The following is a 25,420-nucleotide window of genomic DNA, read 5'->3' as shown; positions in this document are numbered from 1 at the left end:
ACTCATGAATAATCCAGGCTAGGCGGTCCGCACTGAAATCGCCTGCAAGCTGAATCCATCACCCGACTCGAATTCTTAAAACAAGGCGATCGTCGCAACTGCGATTCGCAAGAAATACGACCGACGCGTGCACGCCGCACTTGCCCGAGGTATGAGCTCAGGCAAAACCGACACACCGAGTTTTTACACCCTGGTTATCCACATCAACCTAGCGTAGCCACTGTTTCAATCCTGATGTTTTTGTTGCTTTCTGAGTCGCAATCTACTTTTGAATTGGGGTTTTGGCAGCGGCTTGTTCTTGCAGATATTGATGAGCCGAGCCGTTCGAGCTATTTCCGCAATTAGACCTATCGCGACTGGCAGGCAAACCACGTGCGATCGCGCCGCGGCCATGCGATCGTAGGTTCGCAAATCTTTTGTCCGGGTACCCTTCTGAGGTTGCTGTCACTGCCGGCAGCGCGAGCAACACCGCGAACATTTCGCGCTCAAGCTGCCGGTTACAATAACTGCGTACCGAGCTGCTCGGATTGGGCTGCCATTCGAGCAAATGCGCTATCAGGGTCAGCGAGGAAGCCAATATGAGTAGTTCCAATAATCCCGACTACGACAAAGACCAGTTTCTCTACCCGCATGCAAGTTATCACGGTGAGGTCAAGCCGGAGAACCTCGTATTCAACGCCAACTTACAGGAATTTGCCCAACGCGTGAGCTATACCTGCAACCTTGAAACTGCAGGCAAAATCTCACCCGAGGAAGCTTACAAACAAATCAAACGATCCTGGAAGCAGATCAAGCAATCCCGCAAAGAATTGGGCATTGGCAAGAACCCTTTTAGTACTGAAGAGGAAAGCGAGGAAACCAAGTAGGGTTTGCTGCTATGACAATCCCGCACAATTCACCCCAAAAAAACCTGACACAAACAGCCAGGAAACATGTGTATGGCTTTAAGCCAAACCGCATTTGGCAAGATCTGCCCGATCGGTGCCGGCCGCATCTCCCCCCGCGCGTCGAGGAAAAACACAATCAGAAGATAGAGCAGCGCGATCGCGATCGAGAGTGTGCCGGTAACAATTGCGACAGCCTTGCCGCGACGAGAATTGGTGTCGGTCATGGGACGAAACTTTCGCCATATTAACCCTGCGGGAGTTCAGCTTAACATTTCGGATCGATCTTGTGGATTAAACTTGCTGATAAACTCGCGTGTACGCAATTAACCTCGCTCTAAAGCAAGTTGTACCAGGCGATCGACGAGCTGTGGAAATGGCAGTCCCGATGCCTCCCACAAAAGTGGATACATACTCGTGGCCGTGAAACCTGGCAGCGAATTAACTTCATTTATTAGCACCTCATCGGTGGCTTCACAATAAAAGAAATCCACGCGTGCGAGACCGGCGAGATCCAACGCTTCGAACGCTTGCAGCGCCAGCGCTCGGACGCGCAAGATTGCACTTTCCGGAAGTTGTGCCGGGATCTGCAAGTCCGCACGACCAGGGATGTATTTAGTCGCGTAGTCGTAGAAGTCGCTGTCGAAGGAAATCTCGCCGACGCAGGAGGTTTGGGGCTCCTCGTTGCCGAGCACGGCACATTCAATTTCGCGCGGGGTGGGAACGGCAGCTTCGATAATGATGCGGCGGTCGAAGCTCGCAGCATGGTCCAAAGCCATTGTGAGTTCGGCCCGCGATCGCACCTTTGAAATGCCGACTGACGAACCGAGGTTTGCAGGTTTGACAAAACACGGATAGCCGAGTGCGCTTTCGATATCGCTGCAAACTTGGGGCAATGCCTGGGAGTTAAAGCAAACTTGCGATCGCGTCACGCCACGATATTGCACTTGAGCGAGTCCGGCAGCAGCGAAGATCGATTTCATCGCGAGCTTGTCCATCCCCGCAGCCGAGCCGAGTACGCCACTCCCCACGTGAGGCAACTGCATCAGCGAGAGTAATCCTTGGACGGTACCGTCTTCGCCATTCGGACCGTGGAGAATCGGAAACCACACGTCGATCGCGCGGCAGTCCGACGGAAACTCCCACAAAGAGCCTTCAGTTTCATTGGTTGGCGCAATCCCAGCAGCAAGAACGCGCGCGGCTGCATCTCCGGTCTGCCAAATACCGTTCTTTTGAATGTAAACGGGCAGCACTTCGTAGCGAGCTGTATTGTCGGTATGCCGAAGGGCTTGCGCGATCGCTCCGGCCGAGCGAATCGAAACCTCGTGCTCGCCCGAACGTCCGCCAAATAAAAGCCCTACCCGCAGTTTCTTCATCTCCCCCTCCTGTAATTGTCCGCAAGTTTAGCGTTAGCGTAGAACGACGGCCGAACGGTCGAGGAGGTTGCTCGCAGCACCTCAACCGCAATCGCTTGTCGGGAGCGATCGAGCACTAGTGCTCTGTCAAGTCTAAGATCGAAGGCTGTCGATCTCTGGAAACCACTATTGACAAGGGTTCGAGAGGATAAAAAACCTAATAAATTTTCTTGGAGCAGCACCAGCTCCCTAACTGCTATTGCAATCCCATTACTGGTAAACACCCTCCTTCCCGAAGGGACATGCCGGACGAAGCGAGCTGTTCTAACCAAACTAAAGACTGTTTTGCATGTGCTGTCAGCAAGGTGGATGGGACCAATCATCCAAGCAAGCGCATCGGGGAACGGAGGAGAACCAGGTACATCGGTAAATGATTGGGGTCAAAGAGGAAAACCTTTCGCGGATTCGAGCAGTGAGACTGACAATGCTGATGGTGCGGTTGCTAGTTCGGCACTGTCCGCGTTCGGGAAAACGGGACACCAATTTTTCCTCAGACAATTCGCTAGTGCGGACATGACCTGCCCCAGCCCCTTTCCCTTTTCCTAGAGAATTAGCCCTAGCCATGTTAAGTCGGAGTCCGGAGCTGTATGGTTAAGCCAAGCAGCTCCGAGAGGATGTCATAAAAAAGCACTTCCGCGGCTGCAGAAGTACTTAAAGTCCCCAGTTTCATTGGGGGTGCACGGTCGGAATGTAAGACCCCTGTTGAAGACCGCGATCGCGGCCGGCTCGGCGGTTTACTTGAATCCGACCGATGCCTGCCAGACAAAGGCTAGCAGTAAGAAAAACAACGGGATAAGCGGCAGCACGTCTACCAACGGATCGAAAATGGAGTACGCCTCCGGCAGCTTCGCAAGCAACAGTCCAGCTTCCATAAAATCGCCCTACCTAACTCATCTGAAGAATGGTTGCAATTGTTTGAGGATTTTAACACGGCGACACGTCGCGATCGCGACAGGTGTTGTGACGATTATCCCCAGTGGTTGAGTTCTAAGCTGGTAAACGCGGTCGATCGCAAGAGATGCAGCTGTCCGACCCCCGTCCTTGCGGTCTAGGGTGATTCGTTAGACTCTCGAATGTGCTCCCACCAGCGGCTGAGTGGATAGTAGACTGCCGGTGCCCAAAGGCTGCTCAGCAGTGCCGAGGCAATTGCGATGCGCTGGTGCGCGGCCCAAATCTCAGGAAGGCGATGGAAATCCCGCAGGCTATACTGCACGGCCACGACGGTCTCTGCAAGGGCGGCCATCCCGAACACGATCAACGCAACGGAAATCAAGTCTTCTTGAATGAAGCGCTCTTTCTGTAATTGCCCGGTCAGCGCGCCTACCAAACTCAATCCGATCGCGTGTGACGGGTAAGGTGCTGTCATGCCATCTAGAATCGTGCCGAGAATCGCCCCCGCGATCGCCCCTTGGCTTGCCGTCCGCTTGACACTCCAGGCCACCACCCAAATCAACAACCAGTGAGGAGTTACACTCAGTACCTCCGTTCCCGGCAGACGCGCGGGCATCAGCAGCGCGCAGCCCAAAGCCGACCCTGCCGTGACGAAAACATTGACTATTTGCCACTGACGAGGTGTCAGTCTGTCGCTCGTTGCCATCGCAAGCTGAGAAGTTGCTGACGTTCGGGCGGGAATAGCGGCGTGTCTGTGGTCGGGAGAGCGCTATCCCTATAAACCTAACCACTTGTAACTAATTCAGCGTAACAACGCATGGCGAACTGGTTACTCGTCATCGCCTAAATTTGGAACTGAGTGTGCCTGCACAAACGCCCACTCCAGGTAGTCGAATGGCGCGCTCAGCTCGACGACTGCCTCGGGAGCCGGACTTTTCTCTAAATCCAACGACCGTACGTGCCCGACCGGAACCCCCGCCGGAAACCTACGACTGACGGCGGAAGTTACGACTACGTCGCCTGGCTGCACGTCCGGTGTCTTCTCGAAAAACTGCATCACGGCAAGATTACTACCCTGCCCCCGAATAAAGCCGAGCTGACGGCTGCGGCTGATCGTCACGCCCACGCGACTGCTCGGGTCGGATATCAACAACACGCGTGCGGTGTTTGGCGTCACGTTCGTCACGCGTCCGATCAATCCGCCTTCTGCCGACACGGCAGCGCCTACACGAATGCCGCGGGCGCTGCCAATCCCCAACACGATCTGCTCGTACCAGCGGTCGGCACTACGCCCGATTGCCAATGCGGCAATAGCCTCAGCATCCTGGGATTCGCGGTAATCGAGCAAGTCTTTGAGCTGCTGGTTCTGGCGCTTGAGTTCGCCCAAACGTGCCTGCAATTCCAGCACACGTGCATCTGCTCTCACTGCTTCTGGGCTCGGTGCATCTTGCAGCGGGTGCGATAGCCACCGATACAATTCGTAAAGCGGCGCGGCGTTCGTTTGCCGAACTACCCACGACGCTGCTAACAACAACCCCACCAGAATTGTCTGCGAACCGTGTCGCGACCACCAACCTCGCGTCGCTGCCATAGCGCACCGTGTGTCCGTCGCTGCTAGTCTTACCAGCAATCACCGATTCTTTCAGCGATCGCACTTACAACATAACCTCAGAGCGCTTGCCTGCGGCGTTCGCTAGATCGCCGAGCATGCTGTGGTCGGGTAATGTCGACGCTCGCCCAAACGCATCGACTTGTCTGCTGGTCGGTTACCTAACCCGCTTGTCCCCACCAACGCTGCCAGTAGAGCAAGATGTGGGAACAGCTATTGCCTTGAGATAACCAAACCGCAGGGAGTTCGGTTCGTTCGGCCACTCGATAACAACGCCCCTACTGACAAGTCGATACGCAATGCGGTCAGCACTACATCGTGCTCGAGCGCGCAGAAAATACTCGCCCGAGCTGCTTAAAGTTCTCCAGTACGCGTCCGGTACCCAGAACGACGCATTGCAACGGGTCGGGCGCAACGTGGGTGACAATGCCCGTTTCGTGACCGATCAGCGTGTCCAGCCCCTTGAGCAGTGCCCCCCCGCCGGCAAGCATAATCCCGCGATCGATGATGTCAGCAGCCAGCTCGGGCGGAGTTTGCTCCAACGTTCGCTTCACGGCATCCACGATCACCGATAGCGGTTCGGACATGCTTTCGCGAATCTCTGGTGGTTTGATCGTCACTGTACGCGGTAAACCGGACAACAAGTGCAAGCCCCGCACTTCCATCGTTTGCTCGTCGTCAACGGTTGGGTAAGCCGAACTGATGCGAATTTTGATTTCCTCGGCTGTGCGTTCCCCGATCACCAAGTTGTGAACTTTTTTCATGTACTGGGTGATGGCGTCGCTCAGTTCGTCGCCAGCCACGCGCACTGATTCGCTCAGGACGATGCCTTGCAAGCTCAATACGGCTACTTCTGTGGTGCCACCGCCAATATCGACGATCATGTTGCCCGTCGGCTCGGCCACCGGCAAACCCGCCCCAATCGCGGCAGCGACCGGTTCGTCGATGAGATATACGTCGCGCGCTCCGGCTTGAGCCGCAGCTTCCATAACTGCCCGGCGCTCGACGCCCGTGACCCCCGACGGAATACCAATAACGATGCGCGGAGCAATCAGGGCACGACCACCGTGGACGCGCTGGATAAATTGCTTGAGCATCAGTTCGGCGGTGTCAAAGTCGGCAATGACGCCGTCGCGCAGGGGACGCGTGGCAATGACGTTGCCGGGCGTTCGCCCGAGCATCTGTTTGGCATCTTCTCCGACTGCTAGCGCTTCCTTGCGGTCTTGGTCGATCGCCACTACGGAAGGTTCTTCGAGCACTACCCCCTTTCCAGAAACGTACACGAGTGTGTTGGCAGTCCCGAGATCGATGCCCATATCTCGGGACAGAGAAAAGCGACTTAGAAAACTCACTCTTGACTGGGCTCCAACTATCTTGATGATTCGGACTGACAATCGCGATTGAGTCGGGTGCAATGCACTCGGCGAGCACATCCAGCGGATTCTAATACGGTTTTCCCAAAGCGTCTAGTAAAAAATTAATACTATCGCAACGAGGTGTATCGGGTGTGTTGCCAAAAGCACTAATTTACCTGTCTGAAGGTTATTCCTAGAGCTCCTTTGCGACCGACCCAGTCGCAAGATTGCTTTGCTCTAAGACTGAATTCTTTATAATTTGTGGCAGCTGCAGACGCGATCGCCTGCCGCCCGAGCTGCGGTTGTGCGCCTTGCATCTGCACGATTTTACGCACTGTGACGAGGAGGAAACGCGATCGTGAGCGTAAATGTTGTCAACTTGGTCGGACGCGCGGGCGCGGACCCAGAGGTGCGCTATTTCGAGTCGGGGAGTGTGGTTTGCAACCTGCCGCTGGCAGTGGACCGCCGCAGCCGCAATGACGAGAAACCCGACTGGTTCAATCTTGAAATCTGGGGCAAGACAGCTGAAATTGCCGCCAACTACGTTAAGAAAGGCAAGCTACTCGGCATTCAGGGTTCGCTAAAAATTGATGCTTGGGAAGACCGGAAAACAGGTGGGTTGCGCTCGAAGCCAGTTATTCGCGTCGATCGTATGGAATTTCTGGGCTCGCGTCGCGACGAAGAAGCTGCCACCACGCCGAGCTACAACGCCGAAGAATTCTAGTCGGCGTAAGGACAAGCAGCCGAGTGCCGAGCTGCCCCATCGGGGCGGGTCGGGCTCGAATTACAATCCGGCTGGCTGGATCGCGGATCGGTACTAAAGGGAGTCGAGATCTAGAGCGCGCGACCCACCTTTACGCAGCTGCAGGATGAGCTTACCGAGCTGCGACCAGACCAGCCAGGCGGTAAACAGCGTCAGCGGCAGCGCAACGACATACGCTAGCAAGCGCGGCGTGCCAAACATCTCCAGACCGGCGGCCAAAAAAACCAAGACGCCAAAACAGATGCCAGTATAAGGAACCAACAATTCTGGTCTCTTCAGATCTGCCGGGCTGAAGCCAGAACCGCTCTGCATCCAGGCATTCACGCTGTCTTTCAAGCTTGCCGAAAATGCCGCACCGGCTGCAATTGCAGCCAACAAGCCAAACAGCAAAAGCACCAACGGTGGCGAAAACGGCGAGTACATCATTATGTAAAATCCAGTTGTATCCAGTGAATTTGGGCGATCGCCAGGTAAGTCGTCGCGATTGCGCAATTGCTGCCGCTTATTATCCCGCGATCGCGACATCTAAGCCGCTGCGCTCCCTACGGAAGTTATGAAACGGCAGCGGTTTTAATCGCAGATTCGGTCGATAGTTCCCGCAGTGAGGCAAGCGCATAGTCCATTAACCGGCGGGGAGCGAGATCGTCTTTGACGAGCTCCCACAAACGCCCGACTTCCTCGGTGTGCAGGCGATCGTCCTCAACAAGGGCGAGCACAACTTGGTGTCTTAGGTAACGCCCTTCGTCGGAGAGAAGGTACTGCAAGCCCAAGCGAGCCGTCGGTAGGAGGTCGAATGACGCTTGCGATGAAGACGATGACATGCGGGCGATCGCGAGCATGTTTTCCAAGCGCTGCCATTGGAATTTGCCATTTTTGAACAGGACTTCCACGAGTCGCCGTCGCATCTCGGAAGATTCGCCTTGGAGTAGGCGTCGAGTCACGTAGGGATAGGCAACCTCGACGATCTTGAAGTCGGGATTGAGGCTCAAGGCCAGCCCTTCTTGGGTCACGAGCGAGCGAATGATCAGGGCAAACTTTGCTGGGATCCGGAATGGATAGTCGTACATCAACACCGAAAAATCATCGGTGATGCTCTTAAAGTTAAAGTCCCGCACGCTTTCGCCGAGGGCGTTGTCGAAGGCACGCTCCAGCGCAGGGACGACCGCCTCGACTTGCACCTCCGGCGTTAGGAACCCGAGGGTGATGAAATCAAGCGCAACGTTAAGGTAGTCGCGGTTGACTAAGTGGACGATCGCACTGGCGAGCGTTTCCTTCGTCGGCTCGTCTAGCTGGTCCATCATGCCGAAGTCGACGTAAGCCACGCGTCCGTCCGGCATCGCAAACAAGTTGCCGGGATGCGGGTCGGCATGAAAGAACCCGTGTTCGAGCAACTGACGCAAGCCTGCAACGACACCGATTTCAACCAGCGCATTTTCGTCGAGGTTCGCGGCACGGATCTGCTCGGTGTCAGTGAGCTTGTAGCCGTCGATCCACTCTAAGGTCAGCACCCGACGGCTGCTATAGCGCCAGAAGATCGACGGGACTTTGACTGTCGGATCGTCGCGGAAGTTTGCAGCGAATTTCTCGGCATTGCGGCCCTCATTGAGGTAATCGATTTCCTCGAACAATTTGTTGCCAAATTCATCGACAATTGCTCGCAGGTCGTGACCCAGATTGAGCGGCAATAACTTGCCGAAGGCACCTGCTGCCCAACGCATCAAACACAAATCCAAAGTCAGGCGGGGCACGAGCTGGGGTCGCTGCACCTTGACCGCCACGGTATCGCCCGTTTTGAGAACCGCACGGTAAACCTGACCCAAGCTTGCTGCAGCTACTGGTTGAGGTGAAATCTCGTGGTAGATCTCCCGTACAGGTCGACCTAACTCTTGCTGGATCGTCGCCCACGCCCTGTGGTTGTCGAAAGGCGGGAGCTGGTCTTGCAGCTTGACTAATTCTTCGAGGAAATCGCGCCGTACCAAGTCGGGGCGCGTCGACAGGGCTTGCCCGACCTTGATAAACGTCGGCCCCAAGTGCGTGAGTATCTCGCGTAACTCGCGGGCGCGTGTATTTCGATGTGGGTTTTCTAGGCCGCGCCGCGCGTCCAAGCGCAAGCGCAACCAAAACGTTCCGAGCATCCAAGCAATAGTCAACGCTCGTCCGATGAGCAGTAGCGGTCGGGAGCGATAATAGCGTGCGATCGCCTTGGCGTCGTAGTGTCGAAGCTCCGGACCTAGCTGGCGTGCCAATAAAACCATGTGGTGCTAACCTGCAATGCCTCTAGGCTCTGACGGTCTGGTTCTAACAACAGTATACAAAAATACAAATTGCTTAACCCAATAATATACTGCTCCATCAAACGTTGCAGACCTGCGGTGTCTGGATCGAGTCGAGCGATCCGCACAAGCCTTTAATTTGAATTGCAACACCTGTCGACACGAAGATCGAAAAGAAGTGGCTTGGACTCTGTAAATCAAGGCTCATTCGGCATTGTCAATTTATCGATGTGCGCCAGGAAATCGACTCTGTTGTTCGGATGGATGCCTCGGGCAGTTAATTAGGCAGTTGCGTTCGTGCCTGTCAAATCCCGCCAACTTTCACGCGGAAGAACATGTTGGCGGCTGCCTCGTCTTGTCGGCTCTGCATCGGGATGTCGATGACCAGGCCGGAACGGCCGACAGCTCGCCACAGATAGTACTGCTTCCACTTGAATTTGATGAGGACTGCGTCAAGATGCTACCTATCGGCGGGTCTGGGGAGAGGGCGACAAATCTGGTTGGCGTCAGCTTGGGCGAACGTTCGGCACCTCTGCCGAATTAACTCGTGGGTAACCCGGATGCAGGGGTAAAGTATTACCTTCTCGATGTTGCGGAAGCTGAGGGGGGGGATCATCGAACCAAACGCAGGAGGAGATGATTGTTGCCGGGAAACGGTCGCGCTGGCAGGAGATATTGCTCTTCGAGCAAGGATCTTACGAACCGAGACACCAGGCAAAACGGTCACGCGATCGATCCCAACCTACCCGCCAAATAAACCCTTGCCACACTCTGCCGACTTGGATCCTTAACACCAAGGGCACCGGCGATCGCCACGCGAAGAGGGGTGTCATGTCCGGGATTGGGCATTGGCGGACAGCAAAGCAAAAACGTCTCTCCAGATATAACCAACCTTTGTTGCGAGCATTCATCATTAGCTAGCGAAGTGACAGGTGCTAAACAGCTTCTATTAAAATCGATGATTCGCACCTTCTGCGCTACATAGAGACTGCCTGTCAGCTCAAACACGCTACCTGCAGCTGTTTTCAACCCGATCTCGTAGGTCATTCTGCTCTCGCAATAAAACTTTACCTCGGTTTGTTGCGAAAAATTCCGAGTTAAACTAGGATTGTCTTGTTGCCAGTAGTTCTCAATAGAAGGCGAACAAAGTTAGCTACGAGCTCTTTGCGGAATCGTGCCTAATTCGGCGTTGCACGATCGGGGTTGGGAGCAATATCCCTGCAAATTCATGATGGGGGGCGAGGGGTATTCGCTATGTTAGCCCCATGCGGCAGATCCCTTTTCGCGATTTTTGAGTGCATCCGTGCTGGGATGATACTCAAACGTATTGGGATGATACGCAACCATATGTTGCTCGGCCTCAACGAGATCGCTTGCAACAAGCAAAGAGCCTCACTGCAGCTTGAGAAGGCTAAGCCATGTACGTATGTCTGAGGATTCTGGTTTGCTGGGAGAACTTTTCACGAGTTAGAGGACAACAATGAGCAAAGTGGGACTATTCTTTGGCACCCAAACTGGGAATACCGAGGATATCGCAATGAGAATTCAAGATCGGCTTGGAAAGGATAACGTCAGCGTGCACGATATCTCGGAAGCCGATACCAGCGATTTTGCTGAATATGAGTGCATCATCATTGGCTGTCCTACCTGGAACGTTGGTGAAATGCAGGCAGACTGGGAAGGGGTTTACGAAGACTTGGACGACATTGACTTCTCGGGTAAGAAGGTTGCCTACTTTGGTCCGGGCGATCAGATCGGTTATGCCGACAATTTCATGGACGCCATAGGGATTCTGGAAGAAAAAATCTCCTCTCTTGGCGGTCAAACAGTTGGCTACTGGCCTGCCGAAGGCTATGACTTTAACGAGTCCAGAGCCCTGCGCAATGGGAAGTTCGTTGGATTGGCTATTGATGAAGATAACCAATCCGACTTGTCCGACGATCGCATTGCGAAGTGGACGACAAAGTTAAAATCCGAGTTTGGCTTGTAAGGCATTTAACTAGAGAGTTCTGGAACGTCGCGTTCGGATTTATCGATGTGGAAAGCTGAGAACTCGATGCCGTAGATCGACGCGAGGGGGAGGCGATCCGATTTCCTTCAAGCAACTTGAACTATTGCCAGTTCGCGCAGGGCAGGCAAGAACGTTCTCAAAAAGACAATCTTTGCTGCCCTTTCAATTGACAACACACACCTCTATGGATCGCTGGTGATGACAACTCAAGCTTTGTCACAAATCACACCAGATGCCCTCTGGATCGATGTCAGTTCGAGTTTTCAGTCGTTAGAGCACCCGTTCCTCTGCTGTTTAGCCAGAGAGCACGCGGTTGGTCACTGGTCGTACTCTCAAACACCAGACGAGCCGGGTTCCTTGGAAATAGCTGCTACTATGCTGCACGGTTATATTAAGGGACTCGATCGCACTATCGATTTGATCGGTCACGGCACTGGTGGATTGCTGGCTTTGCTTTACGCGCGGCGGTTTCCCCACCGAGTTAGGTCGCTCAGCCTAATGTCGGTTGGAGCGAGCCCGGCAGTAGACTGGCAAGCTTATTACTACGCGCAATTGGAGTCGCTGCCCTGCGATCGCGATCGGGTGTTGATGCAAGTTGCAGGCACCCTATTCGATGCTCATACCCGAACGGGAGCGATGCAGATGGCTCGGGTGTTGGAGCAAAGTTTGATCCGTTCGCTATCGCCACACTCCCTGTTGCAACGAGTCTGGATGAAGCCCGAAGGCGTTCCCGTGCCGTTAATGGTTTGCGGTGGTTGTGACGACATTGTTGTTGATACCGAGCTGCTGCGCGGCTGGCTTCCCTTGCTTAAAGAAGGCGATCGCATCTGGCAATGTCCGGGGGGACGGCACTTCTTCCATGCCGACTATCCCCAAACAGTTGCCGACCAAGTGCTGAGCTTTTGGGAAGCGCCTGAAGTTACATCTGCTGGTTTGAAATATGCACGCAAAACTGCAAGTGAGCCGTTATGAATCTGCCAGTTTCAGAGCCAGTAGTTCCGGGGCTGCTGTCGGCGATCGTCCCTCTGGGAATTTGGTCGTTGTTAGGGGCATTTGTGTATGCACTGTCGCTCGCTGTCGATGACGGTCGCAAGCGCTTGCAGCGCCTGCATCGAATTCCCTGTCACCGCTGCCAGTACTACACCGGGAGTCCCTATCTGAAATGCACCGTACATCCAAGTATGGCGCTATCAGAGGATGCGCTCGACTGCCGCGATTACCAACTGTCATCAGCGCGATCGCACCAATCGACTGATATCAGAACCCGCGCCGAAAAGTGGTTGCGCGGGCATCGATACCGAACCTGTGTGGAGTTGACTCGCGACACGGGAAGAACCATCAACGAGGAGGAATGATGAGTAACGGAACATTCTGGACGCCCTTGATGCGCTCTTTAGGCTGGTTCTACGAGACCGAGCCGGGAGTAGACATCCCGCTTTTGTCCGGCAACGCTCGCTTGACCGATCTGTCCGGGCGCCTGCTCGGAGCTCACATCGCTCACGCTGGGCTGATCGTCTTTTGGGCAGGCGCGATGACGCTGTTCGAGCTGTCTCGCTTCGACCCGAGTCTGCCCATGTTCGAGCAGAATCTGATCCTGCTCCCTCATCTAGCCGCTCTGGGGATCGGCGTTGGCGATGGCGGCAAAGTTATCGATACCTACCCCTATCTCGCGATCGCCATGGGGCATCTCGTCAGCTCTGCCGTGCTCGCAGCTGGGGGGATATATCACGCCGCACTGGGACCGGAAACCTTAGAAGGGTCCAGATTCGGCTACTACTGGCAAGACGGCAACAAGATGACAACGATTCTGGGCATCCACTTGGTCTTGCTCGGAGTCGGAGCTTTTCTGTTGGTGCTCAAAGCCACTCACTTCGGCGGACTTTACGATCCGCTGGTCGATCGAGTCCGGCTCGTGGAGCCCAACCTCAACCCGTTGCGGATCTTCTGTTATTTGTTTGGTTTCAGTCCCCACGGCTGGACGCTTGCCGGCATGGCGAGCGTAGACAACCTAGAAGACCTGGTTGGCGGCCACGTCTGGGTTGGAGTCCTGTGCGTCGGCGGCGGGATTTTTCATATCCTCTCGAAGCCAATGGCGTGGGCCGAAGAGCGATTGATTTGGTCCGGAGAAGCCTATCTGTCATATAGTCTCGGGGCACTGGCGATCGCCGGTCTGAGCGTGGCAGCCTTTGTCTCGGTCAACGAGCTTGCCTATCCCAGCGTTTTCTACGGTCCGGTTCTCGGTACAGCGGATTCTGTGCGAGCCGCTCTCGCGAGCGTTCATGCCGCGTTAGGGGTCTTGGCTTTACTGGGACATCTCTGGCATGCCTACCATGCCCGCAACGCTGCTCGCGATCTACAGGTAAAATACAGCACCTTTTTCGAGGTCATGGCAGAGGCAGCTCCCGTTGCATCTGCCATAACCAACTAGCCGCAAAACTTGGGTGGGGAGAGCAGTCTTCATCCGTTCTGTAATGACGTTGGAAATCTGAAATCAGGAGGAACCTAAATGGCTATTGCAATTAACTTGAGTCAGCAACCTTTCCGGGCTGGTAACGCTCGACTTGTCGATTTATCTGGAAAGCTCTTAGGAGCACATGTCGCCCACGCTGCACTGATCGTGTTTTGGGCGGGAGCGATTACCTTGTTTGAAGTGTCGCGATTCGATCCGTCGCTGCCGATGTACGAACAAGGTTTAATTCTGCTTCCGAACCTGGCACGCCTGGGCTTGGGTGTGGGCGAAAACGGAACCATTGTCGACACCTATCCATACTTCGCGATCGGTGCCGTTCACCTTATCAGCTCTGCATTCCTGGGTGCTGGCGGTATCTTTCACTCCATCAAGGGACCGGACAAGCTGGAAGGAAAATTCCCATTCTTCGGCTACAACTGGGAAGATAGCAACAAAATGACGACGATTCTGGGGATTCACTTGGTATTGCTTGGAGTCGGAGCATTTTTGCTGGTTCTCAAAGCGATCGCCTTCGGCGGCTTGTACGACCCCGAACTGGAAAGCGTCCGCACGATCTCAAACCCGACGCTCAATCCATTTACGATCTATAGCTACTTCTTCGGTCTCAACGGTAAGTTCTGGTTAGCAAGCGTCGACAACCTCGAAGATGTGGTCGGGGGTCACATTTGGATTGGCACGATCTGCATATTGGGCGGAACCTGGCATATCAACACGACGCCCTTCGATTGGGCCAAGCGCCTATTTGTTTGGTCGGGAGAAGCTTATCTGTCCTATAGCGTTGGTGCAGTGAGCCTGATGGCATTTGTGGCCACGCTTTTCGTATCCGTCAACTCGCTGGTGTTCCCCACCGAGTTTTTCGGGCCGACGCTGACCCTGGTGTTCGATCGCTTTCCGGTGTTCGTCAGCCCCGATGGCGTTCTAACATCGCGGGTTTGGCTAGCCAACACGCACTTCTGGCTCGGCTTCTTCTTCCTACAAGGGCATCTGTTCCACGCCCTACGAGCGGCCGGCTACAGCTTTGTTGAGGGGCGCATGGTAACGTCAACGCGGGGGCAAGCAAGCTAGTCATGACGGCAACGCAACCAGACCTCCTCAAACCCCTAGGGCTGTCAACCGATACGGCTGCAGCTTCGGATTACGTGGCCGATTCGCTCGAACCTTACTCCGTGTGGGCGGGTAACTTCCGTTTCGCTGATTTATCCGGGAAGCTGCTCGGCGCTCATATTGCCCATGCAGGACTGATCGTGCTCTGGGCGGGAGCAATGACGTTATTCGAGCTCTCTCGTTTTGATCCCACTCTGCCCATGTACGACCAAGGACTGATTCTTCTGCCGCATCTTGCGGCTCTCGGCATCGGCGTCGGGGCAGACGGTCGGATCCTCGACATCTATCCCTACTTCGCGATCGGTGCCGTTCATCTCGTTAGCTCGGCAATTTTGGGAGCGGGTGGGATTTACCACGCGGCCCTGGGACCGGCGCGACTTGACGAACAGGGTTTCGGCTATCGGTGGACCGACGGCGACAAGATGACCAGCATTCTCGGCATTCACCTCGTGTTGCTAGGACTCGGGGCGCTGCTGTTGGTTGTCAAAGCAACGTTTGTCGGCGGGTTGTACGATCCGAACGTGGCTGGCGTGCGCCTCGTGACCGACCCTACCCTCAACCCGCTGACAATCTTCGGCTACCTCGTGGGTATCACTCCTGATGGGTGGACGCTGCAAGGTATGGCAGCCGTCAACAACCTCGAAGATGTCGTCGGCGGACATGTTTGGATCGGGGCAATCTGCATCCTGGGTGGCATCTGGCACATTCGCACGGCACCCACGAGTTGGGCACGCGCGCTGTTTGTTTGGTCCGGAGAAGCCTACCTAGCCTACAGTCAAGCGGCATTAGCTTACATGGGCTTTTTCGCTGCCTTCTTCGTGTGGACGAACGACACCGTGTATCCGGAGGTGTTCTACGGTCCGGCTGCTACGGCGACTGTTGATGGCGTCATTACCCCGCGGACTTGGTTGATGCTGTTTCAAGTCATCTTTGCCGGGTTGTTGCTTGCGGGACACTTCTGGCACGGTTTACGATCGCGGACGATCGCGGCGGGTTTCAAGTTCGGTGAAATGAGATTTGCCAACGGAATGGCATACGCGAATACCGAGTTTGCAAACGCAGCCACCTTTTCCGGGCTCGTGCAGCCGTATCAAAACCAGCCGCAAGTGGGAAGCTTGGCAACCCCAATTAGCGGGAGCGCGCTGACCTTGAACTGGGTGAAGAAGCTGCCGATCTATCGAGATGGGTTGCCCGCGGTCGCTCGCGGACTAGAAGTTGGCATGGCTCACGGGTACTTTTTGCTCGGACCGTTCCTCAAACTGGGACCTTTACGCAATAGCGATCGGGCTTTGCTCGCAGGATTCGGGGGTGCAACCGGACTCGTGGTAATCCTAAGCGTTTGCCTATTCATTTATGGAGCAGCAGTCTTTCAAGGCTGGCGCAAACCAATCGGCATTTTGCCGGAGAACATGCAAACCTACCGGGGCTGGAGCTTGTTTACGTCCGGCTTCCTCATTGGAGGAATTGGCGGTGTAATCTTCGCCTGCTTCATTCTGCTAGAGATCGGACGCTCCGGATTGGTCTGAGGACGACTCAGACCAGAACCGCATGATTCCGAGCTAGCGCATCTTCCACGCAGGGTTCGAGACGGTCGGCAATCGGCATAACCGTCACTGATATCGTCCGAGCCTTGCTTGCAGTCATTCCCTTTAGAACTTCAGCGATGACCATTCCCTTATTGTCTTATCCACTGACAAGCCAAAACCAGCGAGTTGAGGGCTTCGAGAGACCGGGCGATGAATATCTGCCCCGTTACGTTCTCGATACGCCATCTACAGGTGCTGAAGTAGATGCCGCGATCGCAGCGGCTTATCGACAAGTTTTTAGCGAGCAACAAACTATCAGCGCGCATCGCAAACCCATTCTGGAGTCACAACTGCGAAACAATCTTATTTCGATGCGCGGTTTCATTCAGGGCTTGGTGCTCTCGGACTCATTTCGTCGCCTGAACTACGAGGCAAATAATAACTACCGCTTTGTCGAGCTTTGCTTTCAGCGATTATTGGGACGGCCGACGTACGATCGGCAAGAACAACTTGCTTGGTCGATCGTGTTAGCGAGCCGCGGACTCGTCGGCTTTGTTGAAGCACTTTTATACGGTAAAGAGTACGAAGAGAACTTCGGAGAGTTCTGCGTTCCTTACCAGCGTCGCCGAATCCTACCCCAGCGCGATCGCGGCAATTTACCAGTTGCGCGGATGGCTCGGTACGATCGCCAATCCCTCGATCCACAAGGAGCAAATCGCATGTGGCTAGTTGGCAACGCAGCGATCGATCGTAGTGCCGACCTCTATCGCAACGTCATCTTCTTTGTACCGTCAGCAGCCGTGGCTGCGCTGGTAGCAACTCTGATTTTAGTAACCGCACCATAAACAGCTCGAGAACGTTTTGAAAACACGCGAGGTTCATTAAGATGAATGACTTTTCTGAAGATCGGTTGGATGCAAACTCAGCTCGGCTCGAGGCGGAATCCGAGACCCGACCGCGAAGCGCCATCAAGCACGCAGAAGTATGGAGCGGTCGCTTGGCGATGCTGGGAGTGACGGCGATCTTGGTCGGGATCGCAATCAACGCCAATGTCTGAGCTTTTGAATGATGTCAAGTCAGTAACGCAAACGCGGCAGCCTCTAGGCGTATTTGGAAGTCCGATACGAGTTGTCGCGTTCGCAGCTGGCGATCGCCAGGGTAGTTAGGGTTTGCTGAAAAAGTCCGCAAAACGAATTTTGGAGGCAGAGAGCTTATGGAATCTGGCTTTTACCATCTAGCCCCAGCTTTTTGCCTCGGATTCACGGCCAAAATGCAAGGGTTTTGAGGCTCTGGTGCCTTTAACCTTGCACTTTTCTGGCATAGAAAAAGCTGAGATCCTTTCATTACGGGGATTCCAGCCTTTTTCAGCAAACTCTAGTTACTGCTTGGGTTCTACCCAAGCATTCAGATGTCATGCGCGGTGTACAGCAATCGTCATTCGAGTTGAGACAACCTACGTCCAAGAGGCATTTGCTGGACGAAGCGAGCTGTCCTAACTGAATTGGCGGCTGGTATAGGTGAAAGCCGGCAGCAGCGAACGCGGGTGCAAAAACGCCCGGTTTGGGCTCGGCATCCGTTACAGTACCTCCTTGGATAGATCTTTATTCATTTGGCTGCCATTTTGTTGTTGCAAAGTTCTTACAACTAGCCTTCGAGCCAATCGCTACCCGATCGAGAGTAAAATCAGTCCTCGTCGTGACAGTTATGAGGTTCTTGAAAATACTTCTCAATTAGTTGCGGGCCCGCATACCTAACGGAAAGGTGAGTAACTACAGCAGCGACCGAAGCAATATCTTAGGATGAACTTGTAACCCGCTATCGGAGAGAGATTGTGCCATGTCAACGCTTCAAGGTCTAATCCGCTCAGTTGATGAAGTTGGTGAGAATGTCCTGCTGCTCGACAGGAGTGTCACGACTTCTGTCTGCGAAGGTCTGAATATTGCGCTTGCAAGTTTCCAAGGCCTGTACTTGCAGTATCAAAAGCACCACTTTGTGGTCGAAGGTTCGGAGTTCTACTCTCTCCATCAGTTCTTTCAGGAGAGCTATGACGACGTCAAGGACCATGCCCACGACGTTGCCGAACGCCTTGACGGTCTCGGAGGCGTACCAGTGGCGAGCTTTAGCAAGCTGGCAGAAAAGTGCTGCTTCAGCCCGGAAGCTGACGGAGCCTTTAACTCCCGTACGATGCTGGAGAACGACCTGTCGGCCGAGCAGGAAATTATCAAAGTCTTGCGCCAACAAGCCGCCCAGGCAGAAAGCCTCGGCGATCGCGCAACGCGCTATCTCTATGAGAAGATTCTCCTCGAGACCGAGGAGCGGGCTTATCATATCGGTCACTTCTTGGCCCACGACAGCCTTACCTTGGCCTTCGTCGGCAATAGCAACTAACTATCGTAGCCAAGCAGATAACAGACAGAATGACTGAACGGCTGACTGCGGTGAAGCTCCACGAGCGTACTCCGCAGTCAGCTTTGTTTTTGAGGGTACGTTCGCTAGGGGGGACTCGTTCTCTACATAGGGCTTGCTGAAAATGGCTGGAATTGTTTCAGCGAGTAGGTTCCAGCGTTTTCTGCGTCAGAGAAGTGCAAGGTTATGGTTGCTAGAGCCTCAAAACCCTTGCACTTGAGCCGAGATCTAGGGGCGAAAATCTGGGGCTAGATGGCGAAAGCCTGATTTCATGAGCTCTCTGTCCCCTAAATTCACTTTGCGGACTTTTTCAGCAAGCCCTACATAAATATATACAGGTATCTAGCTACGCATAAAAATCTAGCTACGCATAAAAAAGGAGCGCGATCGCAGTTGCCGGAACGCCGCGATCGCATCGACGCAGATCGTCTTCAAGGATTCAGGAAGCTTTTTGCAGGTGAGATTTTGAAAGCCGTCTTGCTGACTCGTTCGAGCAGACCCTCTTGCTCTAGTCCGCCGAGCATGCGGGTTACCGTAACTCGCTCGAGACCGATTGTTTCGGCAATGATTTGATGAGACAGGTGGAGGTCGAAGTAATACCATTCAGCTTCGAGGCGACCGAACTGCCGAGCCAACCAGCACAGAAACTCCATTAGCCGAGACTTTGCGTGCTTGACTTGCATGATGCAATAAAGCTGCTGCATGCAGCTGACGCGGTCCAACAACGACTCTAAATACGGACCCGAATCCCGCGGCAGCATGAAGGCAGTGAGGGGGGTGATGCACTCTACGTCATAGGGACGAATCAGCGAGAGAGACTCGCCGAAAATGCTACCAGGACCCCACAATCCGAGGGTAACGATTTTACCTTTATCAGTCCAGGTAATGGAGCGAGCCAATCCCGACTCGATTTGCCAGAGTAAGTCTGGTGAAGAAGGCAACGTCTCGCGCCGCCGAAAATCCCGATACAAGGATGTTGATACAGTTTGGTATGCGAGCCTAGACTTTAACATGGGTTATCTCAATGTACGTGTTGAGTGCGAGTCGGTTGGTGCAGATCGACACCGAATTCACCGGAAAAATGAGTAAACTGAGCGATAAAGGCTGCAGCGGCTGAAGGCACTTTCAAATAGATTTTGGTAAAAAAATCTCTTGCTGCTCGGACTTTCCAAGAATCAGCAGTGCGAATGGGTCGGAATTCAACCTCTGTCTGAATACAAGTACCTCAAACCAAGATACTTGCGGGAGGATTTCAGGGGGGCTGAGGAGATGGGTCAGTCAGTCACGTACATATTTTGACTTTAATGGTGGACAGCCACTACAGTCAAAAGACAGCTTGTCATATCAAACATGAGATGTCGGAAAATGTGATTCGTGCGAAGACATCTTGATTCCAGTCTGCAGGCTTTCTAAGTACCGAGGAAGTGACATCTCGACCATCAATCGCAGTCGCCGAAAGATAACAAGCTTGTTTTCCGAATAGTCATCCCCTCGAGTTACTGCCCAACTCCTTGCTGACCGAAAGATCGCTGAAAACCTCGGTCAATTTTTTTAAAACAACAAACTGAAGCATGGTTCTTATGTTCTACTCCCAGGTGTAGCTGTTAATAGGCTCGACGACTAATGCATCGGCTTCGATTTTGCTCAGAACCAATCGCCTGCCAGCGAGATCGATGTCCACTGCACCACAGTAGGAGCGCACCTGCCGAACGGCAAATTCCCGACCCGGCGCAAGTCCCTGGCTCAGCAACTTGCCCATATAGCCCCGGTATGCCCACGCATAACCAACGATGCGGTTGAAACTACCAGGAGCCATTTCGTGTGAGTGGGTATCGGAACTCGCAGAATTTGTCATGGTCAGGGGATGTCGACTCACCCAGATCTGTTTTGCGCGTGCTGCCGCCACGCCAATTAACTGCCCATTACCTCCGCTCACTGCGAACGTAACCGAACCACTCGGTCGTACGCTGATGATGCGAATTGCAGCCCCGCATCGCAACCCATGGCGATTGCAACACGAAGTTCCAAGACTGCCTTCGGCTTCGTCGAGCCACACCCACTCTCCGGCGCGGGTCGTTGCCAGCGGGACCGAGTGGATTGACCGCGGCTGCACGCCAGCATCAATGGGCGAGCCGCTGTAATAGCTCAAAAGCCAAGGTGGTTGCTCACATGCATTTTTCAAAACGATCGCTCCTCACGTTTGCCATCAAAAAGACGTAGCGGTTGCTCTCCCATCAGACAGTTCATAAATCACAGATTCTGCAACAAATGCCAGAATCGTTCGGATACCGCTGAGTAGTTTCGAGGGTTGACATGAAAAATAAATTAGGGTTGGAAGAACGTGCTGCAAGTTCGCTTGAAGTCTAGGGTGGCAAGATTGTTAAGAATCAAAGACGTGCTCGCTCTTGACTGGAGTGCCGGGCGACGATCGCAGCAGCTTGTCTCGCATCAACCCCCCCATAGCGCGCTTTATCGGGCATAACGAGGACGTTCGGCCCGTGCTTGCAAGCTTTCATGCAACCCATTGTCCTGACTTCCAGAGAACCCACCGACCTAGATTCCTGCACGCTGTCCTTAAACGCTGCCAGCGCTGCACCCCCGCCGCGTTTGCGGCAGTCCGAGCCCATGCAAAGCAACACTTTTGCGGAGCGGACGGGTTCGGAAGACGGTTTTTCAGAACCGGACGAGTCTGCTGCATTCGCTTTAGGTGCGTCCGCGAACCGAATGCTTTCGGCTTCGAGTTCGAGCTTGCCCGTTTTACGGCATCGCACCGCCCACCCGCTAACGGCGAGATGGCATCCCGGTCTCATAGCCAGATCGACATCACCTCGCAGAGCCTTGGGCACCTTCACCCAATACTCGCGATCGGCTACTTCCAGACGGAGGTACTTGACTTTGTAGCCTTTTTTGATGACGAGACCTAGCAAGTTCCCCGTCCAATCGAATTCGGTCTTTTGGGCGTTCAGTTTGCCCATTCTTCAACCTCCAGGTGCCAGCAGCTTTCGAGCCAGTCGATCGATTCCGCCCGCGTTCTCGTCAACCGCCTGAGAACGCACCAGCACTGAATCGCGCTGAGTGGATTCTCGAACTCAACATTTAGGCACTTTCCAGTCTCGTATTGGCATGCAATCCCCAGAGACTGCAGCCGATGATAGACTTCCCACCGCCGGATTGGCTCGACCTTAAGCGAGACCGCTGCATGGGGCAACTGAGAGCCCATTTGCTCCAACTCCACACACTTGCTTATGCGAAATGACATTGCCTACAAGAAGGATACTAATGCAATCTTCTCTCAAGTAGATTGGTTAACATTATGTCACACCCGCACCCCAAAAGATCGCGATCGGACAGAATTGCCGCATCTGGACTCGCCCTCGCCTCCCTCGGGAGCTGAATTGTTCTAGCGCTCCTCTCAAGCGAATCCGCTCTGGTATGACAAAATCGTGGGCGGAAGCGCCCGGTGCGGCTTGAGAGCAGGCGCAACAGGCAGCCAAGAGAAGGCTTGCTGCTGAGAATATTCCAGACTTGAAATCTATGCTTGAAATTCTCAATAAGTAGGATTCAAAATCGCCCATCGAGAATCTACGCTGCCTCTCGACGCTTTATGGATCCCCCCTTGTGTCCGATCTGCCCGATCCGAACGGACAGGCATATTAGCTACTAACCTGGATTATTCATGAACTCTTATGCGGAGACCCTAAACCTTTTGCCTTGCGAGGCTTGCAGACTTTTTCGCTCAATGACAGTGCGTTTCTATACACTTAGATTGGAGCCTAGTCAGAGCAAGGGTTTGAGGCTTTGTCAAAATCTTCGTGAATAATCCAGGCTAAGCTGACAGCTATTTTTCAACCCGACGAGAATTTTCAGAGACGGTGGCTGCCTCAGCCGACTCAATTGCGATTGCCTCACCCCCTATCCCCAGGCAATCGCGTACGCGCCGATTGCTGCCGACCCAACCGCCAGCACCGTAATCCAGACCGGATGACCGCTGCGGAGTCTCGGACCCGACTCTACGGCGATCGTATCTACGTCGATCCATGGGGTCGGACCGCGCCGCAACCACCCCGTGACTGTTACCTTACGTCCGACAAACTCGCACGGACGCATCATACCGGGCAACAGATTGCCCACCTGTCCCAACGCTGATAGCCAATGCAACGCGATCGCCCCCGACGGTGAGAACAACACCAGATCCTGACCCGCCCAATTAGCCAATCCCCGGCGCCCCAGCAACTTGCCGCTCAGGCGCACGGGCTGTGGATTCGGTGGCACGGCTGAGCGATCGCTCAGCAGCTCGTAAAGGCGCGGCTCTTGCTTGTCCTCGATTTTGATATCGGGGAAATAGCCGTTTACCCAGACGATCAGGCTGAGGCTAATTGCAACCATAATGCACGCATTCAGCAAACTCGGATCTCGCTGCAACCAATCCAGCGATCGCAACCACCACAGCCCGGGAGCGCGGTCGCCCATCAAGCTCACCAGACTCAACAACCACAACACCAACCGCGACCCGAGCCCGAAGACCAAACCCGCCAGTACCGCACTTTGCAAAATCGGCAGCGCGCGATAGCTATTTTTCGCTTTCAGAATGCGCGCGCGGTTCGTCCGCTCCGGCGGGGCCACGATCGGCAACTCTACCTCCGGCTGCAATTGCCAGTGGGTGGCATAACGCCCCAACAAAAACAGGCGATCGCCCAGCAGCGGATGCGTATCGGCAAATTTCAACCAGTGCCGGTATGGATTAGTACACTCCCAACCCAACACCGTTTCAAATGGCACGCGTTCCGGCACGCTCCCGATCCCGATCGCTTGCCTCGGTCCCAGCGGCAGCAGCAAATTGAAACTCTCTAACAGCCAACTCGTTTGCTCGAACTGCTTCACCTGAGCGGCCGTCCCTTCTGCTACTTTCAACAGCGCCCGGGCGTGACCGTTCGGATTCCCCGTCAGGTTGCACGCGAAGCGATCGGCGTAGTACGCGCGCCGCCGGACGCTCCACAAAACCGCCAGCCGCCACAGCCAGTAAGCGCCGTAGAACCCCGCCGACAGCCAGGCCGCTCCGTGGCGAACGAACTGCGGAGCGTCCGGCCAAAACGCCCTGCGCACGGGCGCCGGGAACCAACCCGGCGGTGTCTCCAAGCACTTGCTCCCACGCGTGCCGAGATTTGCACTTGCCCGGTAGAGCAAATACGGAATCTGCAAAAACGCGACAAACCCCGACACCAGCACCGTCTCGCGACTGGCAATATGGAACAGTTGCGCGGCGCAGAGACTGGCAATTTCGTCATCCTCCAGGCGATCGAGCGCGCCTTCGCTGAGAATCAGGCGCGCGGACCGCGGCGACAGTCCGTAACCGAACGCAAACGGAGCGGCAGCCGGCAACACCCCCAAATTCGGCACCGGTAGTTTGCGCTGGCGGCAATACCGCTGCAACAGCTTCACTGCCTCCGGTGACTTGGCAACCAAGTCGTTCATAGAGAGACTTCGCAAACCGTATATGCCCTGCAGGATGCGGTCGAGCGCCCACGTCGAAAACAGCAGCGACACGATTAACACCACGCACACCGCGATCGCCGGATCCCCATACAGCCAGCGCGGTCGGTACACCGGGAACGGCAAGAGCCGCAAGCCATCGGCGATCGCGATGGCAACCCCCTGCACGCTGGCCCGCACGACCAGAAACAGCACGATCGCACTCGCCAGTTGAATCGCCCAGAATCGCACCCGCCCCGGACGTTTGAGCGGGGACCAGCGCTTGGCACGGCCGGCACGGCGCCACTCTCGTCCCGGCACGAACTTTTCCGGTTGGAACGTACCGGCCGCAGATTCGGACGAGACTGGCAACCGCGACCGTTTGCGTTCGCGCTGCGTCTGCGGTGCTGCCGTGTCATTCGCTCCGGTTTCCTCCGCATCAGCGAGGCGCTCCTCCAAATCCGCGATCGTTACCTGGAGCCAGCGTCGCTCTGCCGAGTCCGGGCCCTGGCTCAGCGATCGACACAACTTCAGCGCCTCGAGTACGCGTTCGCTTTTCGTATAAGCCACCACCAACGCCTGATGCCCGCGCGCTAGAGTTTCCTCATCCAGCTCGATCGCGCAAAAGGACTCCAGATGAGCGATTGCGGTATCGTAGTCGCCTCGTGCGAGCGCTGCTTCTCCCACCTCAAGCGTCGGTTCGCCATTCATCGGGTCCGTCCTGCCTGCCGTTCTAGCCGAAAAGATATGTCTAAAAAGATACTAGAAACAGACCCATCTGCACGGATTTTCGGTCGCTTGACGCAGAACTGAAGAAAAAAATGCGGGACATTCCGACTGCCGCTCAAGCGACGCGCCCCGCCCCCTCAGTCTAGGGGCTTGACGTCGTGGAAGTGACTGAAATTGATGAAGCGATCGCCGTTAGTTGTCTCGTAGAACAAGTCGACAAACTGGTGGTGCCAGAGAATTTCGCCGGGAGTGTAGGAATGGCGGGCGTGGATCGGCAGCGACACTGTTTCATCGAGACCGCTTAGCGAAACGACCAGCAGGGCGTTGGCTTTGTCCAAGGCTTCCGGCGTCCAGCCCCACAGGGGACTCGCCGGGTCGATCGCGTGCATGGTCGTCCAGGTCAGGGTAAAACTCGGCGTGCTGCGACGCAATACCGACAGCTCGTGGAAACGGCGCATGAACTGTCCCTCGCGGCTTATCTCGTCCCGCAGTGACATCCTCCCGACGCTGATGCT

Annotated in this window: 24 protein-coding genes and 2 pseudogenes; 11 read left to right on the top strand and 15 right to left on the bottom strand. The window is 54.8% G+C overall.

Annotated features, from left to right (window positions below; all coding sequences use genetic code 11):
- Positions 1–578: 578 nt before the first annotated feature.
- Positions 579–866 carry a DUF7219 family protein gene (locus tag KR51_RS04630; protein ID WP_022605355.1) on the top strand — a complete coding sequence of 96 codons (288 nt, stop codon included), beginning with the start codon at positions 579–581 and terminating at the stop codon, positions 864–866.
- 29 nt (positions 867–895) lie between these two features.
- Here the strand turns inward: KR51_RS04630 and KR51_RS04625 are convergent, their stop codons facing one another.
- The 6 genes from KR51_RS04625 to KR51_RS04600 all read right to left on the bottom strand — a co-directional run bounded on the left by KR51_RS04625 (position 896) and on the right by KR51_RS04600 (position 6,115).
- A complete protein-coding gene (locus KR51_RS04625; protein WP_022605353.1) occupies positions 896–1,111 on the bottom strand; it encodes a hypothetical protein in 216 nt (71 codons plus the stop codon).
- Between the two features lie 99 nt (positions 1,112–1,210).
- A complete protein-coding gene (locus KR51_RS04620; RefSeq protein ID WP_022605351.1) occupies positions 1,211–2,260 on the bottom strand; it encodes a D-alanine--D-alanine ligase family protein in 1,050 nt (349 codons plus the stop codon).
- 773 nt (positions 2,261–3,033) lie between these two features.
- Positions 3,034–3,171 carry a photosystem II reaction center protein K gene (locus tag KR51_RS04615; protein WP_022605349.1) on the bottom strand — a complete coding sequence of 46 codons (138 nt, stop codon included), beginning with the start codon at positions 3,169–3,171 and terminating at the stop codon, positions 3,034–3,036.
- A gap of 176 nt (positions 3,172–3,347) precedes the next feature.
- Positions 3,348–3,896, bottom strand: coding sequence for a rod shape-determining protein MreD (mreD, locus tag KR51_RS04610; RefSeq protein ID WP_022605346.1), 549 nt, complete (start codon positions 3,894–3,896; stop codon positions 3,348–3,350).
- A 123-nt stretch (positions 3,897–4,019) separates the two neighbouring features.
- Positions 4,020–4,781, bottom strand: a complete 762-nt coding sequence (gene mreC, locus KR51_RS04605; protein WP_022605344.1) for a rod shape-determining protein MreC — start codon at positions 4,779–4,781, stop codon at positions 4,020–4,022.
- Between the two features lie 329 nt (positions 4,782–5,110).
- The gene (locus tag KR51_RS04600; RefSeq protein WP_022605343.1) at positions 5,111–6,115 is read right to left on the bottom strand and encodes a rod shape-determining protein; all 1,005 of its coding nucleotides are present in this window, start codon (positions 6,113–6,115) and stop codon (positions 5,111–5,113) included.
- 397 nt (positions 6,116–6,512) lie between these two features.
- Here KR51_RS04600 and KR51_RS04595 point away from each other — a divergent pair, with 397 nt between their 5' ends.
- Positions 6,513–6,878, top strand: coding sequence for a single-stranded DNA-binding protein (locus KR51_RS04595; protein ID WP_022605341.1), 366 nt, complete (start codon positions 6,513–6,515; stop codon positions 6,876–6,878).
- Between the two features lie 93 nt (positions 6,879–6,971).
- On the opposite strand, the gene KR51_RS04590 is transcribed toward KR51_RS04595, so the two are convergent.
- The 3 genes and pseudogenes from KR51_RS04590 to KR51_RS21185 form a co-directional block, all read right to left on the bottom strand.
- On the bottom strand, positions 6,972–7,442 hold the full coding sequence (locus KR51_RS04590) for a hypothetical protein (RefSeq protein ID WP_022605339.1): 471 nt from the start codon (positions 7,440–7,442) through the stop codon (positions 6,972–6,974).
- 26 nt (positions 7,443–7,468) lie between these two features.
- Positions 7,469–9,172, bottom strand: coding sequence for an ABC1 kinase family protein (locus KR51_RS04585; protein WP_022605337.1), 1,704 nt, complete (start codon positions 9,170–9,172; stop codon positions 7,469–7,471).
- A gap of 322 nt (positions 9,173–9,494) precedes the next feature.
- Positions 9,495–9,638 (bottom strand): annotated as a pseudogene (locus KR51_RS21185) (DDE-type integrase/transposase/recombinase); the annotation flags it as partial.
- 1,032 nt (positions 9,639–10,670) lie between these two features.
- On the opposite strand from KR51_RS21185, the gene fldA reads away from it, so the two are divergent.
- The 9 genes from fldA (at position 10,671) to dpsA (ending at position 18,689) form a co-directional block, all read left to right on the top strand.
- Positions 10,671–11,180, top strand: a complete 510-nt coding sequence (gene fldA / locus KR51_RS04575; RefSeq protein WP_022605332.1) for a flavodoxin FldA — start codon at positions 10,671–10,673, stop codon at positions 11,178–11,180.
- A gap of 219 nt (positions 11,181–11,399) precedes the next feature.
- Positions 11,400–12,173 (top strand): alpha/beta fold hydrolase, encoded by a 774-nt coding sequence (locus KR51_RS04570; RefSeq protein ID WP_022605331.1) that lies wholly within the window; start codon positions 11,400–11,402, stop codon positions 12,171–12,173.
- Complete coding sequence (locus KR51_RS04565; protein WP_022605329.1) at positions 12,170–12,556, top strand: hypothetical protein; 387 nt, start codon at positions 12,170–12,172, stop codon at positions 12,554–12,556. The genes KR51_RS04570 and KR51_RS04565 overlap by 4 nt, the downstream gene beginning before the upstream one ends.
- On the top strand, positions 12,553–13,629 hold the full coding sequence (locus KR51_RS04560; RefSeq protein ID WP_232214525.1) for a chlorophyll a/b binding light-harvesting protein: 1,077 nt from the start codon (positions 12,553–12,555) through the stop codon (positions 13,627–13,629). Before KR51_RS04565 ends, KR51_RS04560 begins: the two co-directional genes overlap by 4 nt.
- Before the next feature lie 78 nt (positions 13,630–13,707).
- Positions 13,708–14,736, top strand: a complete 1,029-nt coding sequence (locus tag KR51_RS04555) for a chlorophyll a/b binding light-harvesting protein (RefSeq protein WP_022605325.1) — start codon at positions 13,708–13,710, stop codon at positions 14,734–14,736.
- 2 nt (positions 14,737–14,738) lie between these two features.
- On the top strand, positions 14,739–16,301 hold the full coding sequence (locus KR51_RS04550) for a chlorophyll a/b binding light-harvesting protein (protein ID WP_022605323.1): 1,563 nt from the start codon (positions 14,739–14,741) through the stop codon (positions 16,299–16,301).
- 137 nt (positions 16,302–16,438) lie between these two features.
- Complete coding sequence (locus tag KR51_RS04545; protein WP_022605321.1) at positions 16,439–17,146, top strand: phycobilisome rod-core linker polypeptide; 708 nt, start codon at positions 16,439–16,441, stop codon at positions 17,144–17,146.
- A 41-nt stretch (positions 17,147–17,187) separates the two neighbouring features.
- Positions 17,188–17,358 carry a hypothetical protein gene (locus KR51_RS19240; protein ID WP_022605319.1) on the top strand — a complete coding sequence of 57 codons (171 nt, stop codon included), beginning with the start codon at positions 17,188–17,190 and terminating at the stop codon, positions 17,356–17,358.
- Positions 17,359–18,137: 779 nt separating this feature from the next.
- Entirely contained in the window at positions 18,138–18,689 is a 552-nt protein-coding gene (gene dpsA, locus KR51_RS04540; RefSeq protein WP_022605317.1) for a DNA starvation/stress protection protein DpsA, read from the top strand.
- 449 nt (positions 18,690–19,138) lie between these two features.
- On the opposite strand, the gene KR51_RS04535 is transcribed toward dpsA, so the two are convergent.
- The 6 genes and pseudogenes from KR51_RS04535 to KR51_RS04510 all read right to left on the bottom strand — a co-directional run.
- Positions 19,139–19,720, bottom strand: a complete 582-nt coding sequence (locus KR51_RS04535; RefSeq protein ID WP_022605315.1) for a Crp/Fnr family transcriptional regulator — start codon at positions 19,718–19,720, stop codon at positions 19,139–19,141.
- Between the two features lie 572 nt (positions 19,721–20,292).
- A complete protein-coding gene (locus tag KR51_RS20525) occupies positions 20,293–20,889 on the bottom strand; it encodes a FeoA family protein (RefSeq protein ID WP_022605312.1) in 597 nt (198 codons plus the stop codon).
- A gap of 205 nt (positions 20,890–21,094) precedes the next feature.
- Positions 21,095–21,682, bottom strand: coding sequence for a (2Fe-2S) ferredoxin domain-containing protein (locus KR51_RS04525; protein WP_022605310.1), 588 nt, complete (start codon positions 21,680–21,682; stop codon positions 21,095–21,097).
- Positions 21,670–21,927 carry an Asr1405/Asl0597 family protein gene (locus KR51_RS21180; protein WP_040655164.1) on the bottom strand — a complete coding sequence of 86 codons (258 nt, stop codon included), beginning with the start codon at positions 21,925–21,927 and terminating at the stop codon, positions 21,670–21,672. The genes KR51_RS04525 and KR51_RS21180 overlap by 13 nt, the downstream gene beginning before the upstream one ends.
- Positions 21,928–22,619: 692 nt before the next feature.
- On the bottom strand, positions 22,620–24,887 hold the full coding sequence (locus KR51_RS04515; RefSeq protein ID WP_022605306.1) for a M48 family metalloprotease: 2,268 nt from the start codon (positions 24,885–24,887) through the stop codon (positions 22,620–22,622).
- Positions 24,888–25,042: 155 nt separating this feature from the next.
- Positions 25,043–25,420: pseudogene (locus KR51_RS04510) on the bottom strand (ion channel); the annotation flags it as partial.

Origin of the sequence: Rubidibacter lacunae KORDI 51-2 (assembly GCF_000473895.1) — a bacterium.
Lineage (GTDB): Bacteria > Cyanobacteriota > Cyanobacteriia > Cyanobacteriales > Rubidibacteraceae > Rubidibacter > Rubidibacter lacunae.
The sequence above is the reverse complement of the archived record's forward strand: the minus strand, read 5'-3'. Positions and strand labels throughout refer to the sequence as shown.

What these genes read in the sequence shown, in the direction of transcription:
- dpsA (WP_022605317.1), top strand. Translation starts at nt 18,138, where the DNA reads ATGTCAACGCTTCAAGGTCTAATCCGCTCAGTTGATGAAGTTGGTGAG.
- KR51_RS04550 (WP_022605323.1), top strand. Translation starts at nt 14,739, where the DNA reads ATGACGGCAACGCAACCAGACCTCCTCAAACCCCTAGGGCTGTCAACC.
- KR51_RS04600 (WP_022605343.1), bottom strand. Translation starts at nt 6,115, where the DNA reads ATGGGCATCGATCTCGGGACTGCCAACACACTCGTGTACGTTTCTGGA.
- fldA (WP_022605332.1), top strand. Translation starts at nt 10,671, where the DNA reads ATGAGCAAAGTGGGACTATTCTTTGGCACCCAAACTGGGAATACCGAG.
- KR51_RS04515 (WP_022605306.1), bottom strand. Translation starts at nt 24,887, where the DNA reads ATGAATGGCGAACCGACGCTTGAGGTGGGAGAAGCAGCGCTCGCACGA.
- KR51_RS04615 (WP_022605349.1), bottom strand. Translation starts at nt 3,171, where the DNA reads ATGGAAGCTGGACTGTTGCTTGCGAAGCTGCCGGAGGCGTACTCCATT.
- KR51_RS04620 (WP_022605351.1), bottom strand. Translation starts at nt 2,260, where the DNA reads ATGAAGAAACTGCGGGTAGGGCTTTTATTTGGCGGACGTTCGGGCGAG.
- mreC (WP_022605344.1), bottom strand. Translation starts at nt 4,781, where the DNA reads ATGGCAGCGACGCGAGGTTGGTGGTCGCGACACGGTTCGCAGACAATT.
- mreD (WP_022605346.1), bottom strand. Translation starts at nt 3,896, where the DNA reads ATGGCAACGAGCGACAGACTGACACCTCGTCAGTGGCAAATAGTCAAT.
- KR51_RS04560 (WP_232214525.1), top strand. Translation starts at nt 12,553, where the DNA reads ATGATGAGTAACGGAACATTCTGGACGCCCTTGATGCGCTCTTTAGGC.
- KR51_RS04570 (WP_022605331.1), top strand. Translation starts at nt 11,400, where the DNA reads ATGACAACTCAAGCTTTGTCACAAATCACACCAGATGCCCTCTGGATC.
- KR51_RS04630 (WP_022605355.1), top strand. Translation starts at nt 579, where the DNA reads ATGAGTAGTTCCAATAATCCCGACTACGACAAAGACCAGTTTCTCTAC.
- KR51_RS04625 (WP_022605353.1), bottom strand. Translation starts at nt 1,111, where the DNA reads ATGACCGACACCAATTCTCGTCGCGGCAAGGCTGTCGCAATTGTTACC.
- KR51_RS04525 (WP_022605310.1), bottom strand. Translation starts at nt 21,682, where the DNA reads ATGGGCAAACTGAACGCCCAAAAGACCGAATTCGATTGGACGGGGAAC.
- KR51_RS19240 (WP_022605319.1), top strand. Translation starts at nt 17,188, where the DNA reads ATGAATGACTTTTCTGAAGATCGGTTGGATGCAAACTCAGCTCGGCTC.
- KR51_RS04585 (WP_022605337.1), bottom strand. Translation starts at nt 9,172, where the DNA reads ATGGTTTTATTGGCACGCCAGCTAGGTCCGGAGCTTCGACACTACGAC.
- KR51_RS04565 (WP_022605329.1), top strand. Translation starts at nt 12,170, where the DNA reads ATGAATCTGCCAGTTTCAGAGCCAGTAGTTCCGGGGCTGCTGTCGGCG.
- KR51_RS21180 (WP_040655164.1), bottom strand. Translation starts at nt 21,927, where the DNA reads ATGGGCTCTCAGTTGCCCCATGCAGCGGTCTCGCTTAAGGTCGAGCCA.
- KR51_RS04545 (WP_022605321.1), top strand. Translation starts at nt 16,439, where the DNA reads ATGACCATTCCCTTATTGTCTTATCCACTGACAAGCCAAAACCAGCGA.
- KR51_RS04535 (WP_022605315.1), bottom strand. Translation starts at nt 19,720, where the DNA reads ATGTTAAAGTCTAGGCTCGCATACCAAACTGTATCAACATCCTTGTAT.
- KR51_RS04590 (WP_022605339.1), bottom strand. Translation starts at nt 7,442, where the DNA reads ATGTCGCGATCGCGGGATAATAAGCGGCAGCAATTGCGCAATCGCGAC.
- KR51_RS04555 (WP_022605325.1), top strand. Translation starts at nt 13,708, where the DNA reads ATGGCTATTGCAATTAACTTGAGTCAGCAACCTTTCCGGGCTGGTAAC.